Source organism: Leuconostoc miyukkimchii (genome assembly GCF_019656055.1).
GTDB classification, from domain to species: Bacteria; Bacillota; Bacilli; order Lactobacillales; family Lactobacillaceae; genus Leuconostoc; species Leuconostoc miyukkimchii.
Genome location: NZ_BPKY01000011.1, coordinates 2501 through 5383 on the forward strand (window position 1 = coordinate 2501; position 2883 = coordinate 5383).

The window sequence follows — 2883 nt, forward strand, 5'->3', positions numbered from 1 at the left end:
CGGCTCCGGTCTTTCCACCTTAACCTCGCACGATATCGTAACTCGCCGGTTCATTCTACAAAAGGCACGCCATCACCCATTAACGGGCTCTGACTTCTTGTAGGCGTCGTGGTTTCAGGAACTATTTCACTCCCCTTCCGGGGTGCTTTTCACCTTTCCCTCACGGTACTGGTTCACTATCGGTCACTAGGGAGTATTTAGCCTTACGGGATGGTCCCCGCAGATTCCGACCGGATTTCACGTGTCCGGCCGTACTCAGGATCCTGAAAGGAGTGTGCTTTATTTCGCGTACGGGGCTATCACCCTCTTTAGCCAAGCTTCCCAGCTTGTTCTGCTATAAAACACTTTTGTAACTCCTATATTTCAGTCCTACAACCCCAGAATGCAAGCACTCTGGTTTGGGCTCTTCCCATTTCGCTCGCCGCTACTTAGGGAATCGATTTTTCTTTCTGCTCCTGCTGCTAATGAGATGTTTCAGTTCACAGCGTATTCCGTCAATATCCTATGTATTCAAATATTGACAACTCTTTTCGAGTTGGGTTTCCCCATTCGGAAATCTCTGGGTCATAGCGTACTTACCGCTCACCAAAGCTTATCGTAGTTAGTCACGTCCTTCATCGGCTCCTAGTGCCAAGGCATCCACCACGCGCCCTTATTAACTTAACCGTCACAACCGTAGTTGTGCTTTAAGTTTATGAGTTGGTCATTTTTCAGACCTGCGATTAAACCGTTCTTTTTAAAGAACTTTTTTTGTGTTGTTTCTCGGTTCAATTTAATTAATTTTTCAATTATTTTAAAAGAATTTGTTACTATTCAGTTTTCAATGTACAACCTCGACAACCTTTCGGTTGCCTATGGAGAATAGCGGGATCGAACCGCTGACCCCCTGCTTGCAAAGCAGGTGCTCTCCCAGCTGAGCTAATTCCCCATAGGTTCATCTTTGACCATGATACCTATGACAGTATCACACTCAAAACTAAACAAAACTTTGAACGTCTCAAACTTGCAATCTAATGCACTGTTACTTTCCGTTTATCCTTAGAAAGGAGGTGATCCAGCCGCAGGTTCTCCTACGGCTACCTTGTTACGACTTCACCCCAGTCATCTGTCCTGCCTTAGACGGTTCCCTCCTTACGGTTAGGCCACCGGCTTTGGGCATTACAAACTCCCATGGTGTGACGGGCGGTGTGTACAAGACCCGGGAACGTATTCACCGCGGCGTGCTGATCCGCGATTACTAGCGATTCCGACTTCGTGCAGTCGAGTTGCAGACTGCAGTCCGAACTGAGACGTACTTTAAGAGATTAGCTCACCTTCGCAGGTTGGCAACTCGTTGTATACGCCATTGTAGCACGTGTGTAGCCCAGGTCATAAGGGGCATGATGATCTGACGTCGTCCCCGCCTTCCTCCGGTTTGTCACCGGCAGTCTCGCTAGAGTGCCCATCTGAATGCTGGCAACTAACAATAAGGGTTGCGCTCGTTGCGGGACTTAACCCAACATCTCACGACACGAGCTGACGACGACCATGCACCACCTGTCACTTTGTCTCCGAAGAGAACACTTCTATCTCTAAAAGCTTCAAAGGATGTCAAGACCTGGTAAGGTTCTTCGCGTTGCTTCGAATTAAACCACATGCTCCACCGCTTGTGCGGGTCCCCGTCAATTCCTTTGAGTTTCAACCTTGCGGTCGTACTCCCCAGGCGGAACACTTAATGCGTTAGCTTCGGCACTAAGAGGCGGAAACCTCCTAACACCTAGTGTTCATCGTTTACGGTGTGGACTACCAGGGTATCTAATCCTGTTTGCTACCCACACTTTCGAGCCTCAACGTCAGTTACAGTCCAGTAAGCCGCCTTCGCCGCTGGTGTTCTTCCATATATCTACGCATTCCACCGCTACACATGGAGTTCCACTTACCTCTACTGCACTCAAGTTGACCAGTTTCCAATGCCTTTCCGGAGTTGAGCTCCGGGCTTTCACATCAGACTTAATCAACCGTCTGCGCTCGCTTTACGCCCAATAAATCCGGATAACGCTCGGGACATACGTATTACCGCGGCTGCTGGCACGTATTTAGCCGTCCCTTTCTGGTATGGTACCGTCAAACTAAAATCATTCCCTATTCTAGCTGTTCTTCCCATACAACAGTGCTTTACGACCCGAAAGCCTTCATCACACACGCGGCGTTGCTCCATCAGGCTTTCGCCCATTGTGGAAGATTCCCTACTGCAGCCTCCCGTAGGAGTTTGGGCCGTGTCTCAGTCCCAATGTGGCCGATCAGTCTCTCAACTCGGCTATGCATCATCGTCTTGGTAAGCCTTTACCCCACCAACTAACTAATGCACCGCGGATCCATCTCTAGGTGACGCCGTAGCGCCTTTTAACTTCTTCTCATGCAAGATGAAGTTTTATTCGGTATTAGCATCTGTTTCCAAATGTTATCCCCAGCCTTGAGGCAGGTTATCCACGTGTTACTCACCCGTTCGCCACTCACTTGAAAGGTGCAAGCACCTTTCGCTGTGCGTTCGACTTGCATGTATTAGGCACGCCGCCAGCGTTCATCCTGAGCCAGGATCAAACTCTCAATTTAAATGAATTTAAATTCATCGCTTGAAGATGTACTCTTCGATTAAACTGACTAATTGCTATATTCTCTATAACGACTATCCGTTTATTGTTTGTTACGAATTGACTTCGCAAATTTGTTTCTTTAGCAATGCTCTCGCATCACTAGCAACAGATTCGTTTGTTCAAAGTTTTGTTCAGTTTTCAATGTGCTACTCGTTATCTCTCTGAGACAACTATATTATCTTACCACGCTCAGTTTCGCTTGTCAACTACTTATTTTTAGCTAACCGCTTTCTCTCTCGCGTCCTTCGTA

General features: G+C 47.7%; 1 tRNA gene and 2 rRNA genes (1 of these 3 running past the window's edge). All 3 read right to left on the reverse strand.

Going from position 1 to position 2883, the window contains the following annotated elements:
* Positions 1-666 (reverse strand): 23S ribosomal RNA (locus K5Q13_RS09490) (it extends 2249 nt beyond the left edge of the window).
* A 189-nt stretch (positions 667-855) separates the two neighbouring features.
* Positions 856-928, reverse strand: a tRNA-Ala gene (locus K5Q13_RS09495).
* A gap of 114 nt (positions 929-1042) precedes the next feature.
* A 16S ribosomal RNA gene (locus tag K5Q13_RS09500) occupies positions 1043-2592 on the reverse strand.
* Together the 16S and 23S rRNA genes with 1 tRNA gene alongside form the textbook arrangement of a ribosomal RNA operon.
* Between the last annotated feature and the right edge of the window lie 291 nt (positions 2593-2883).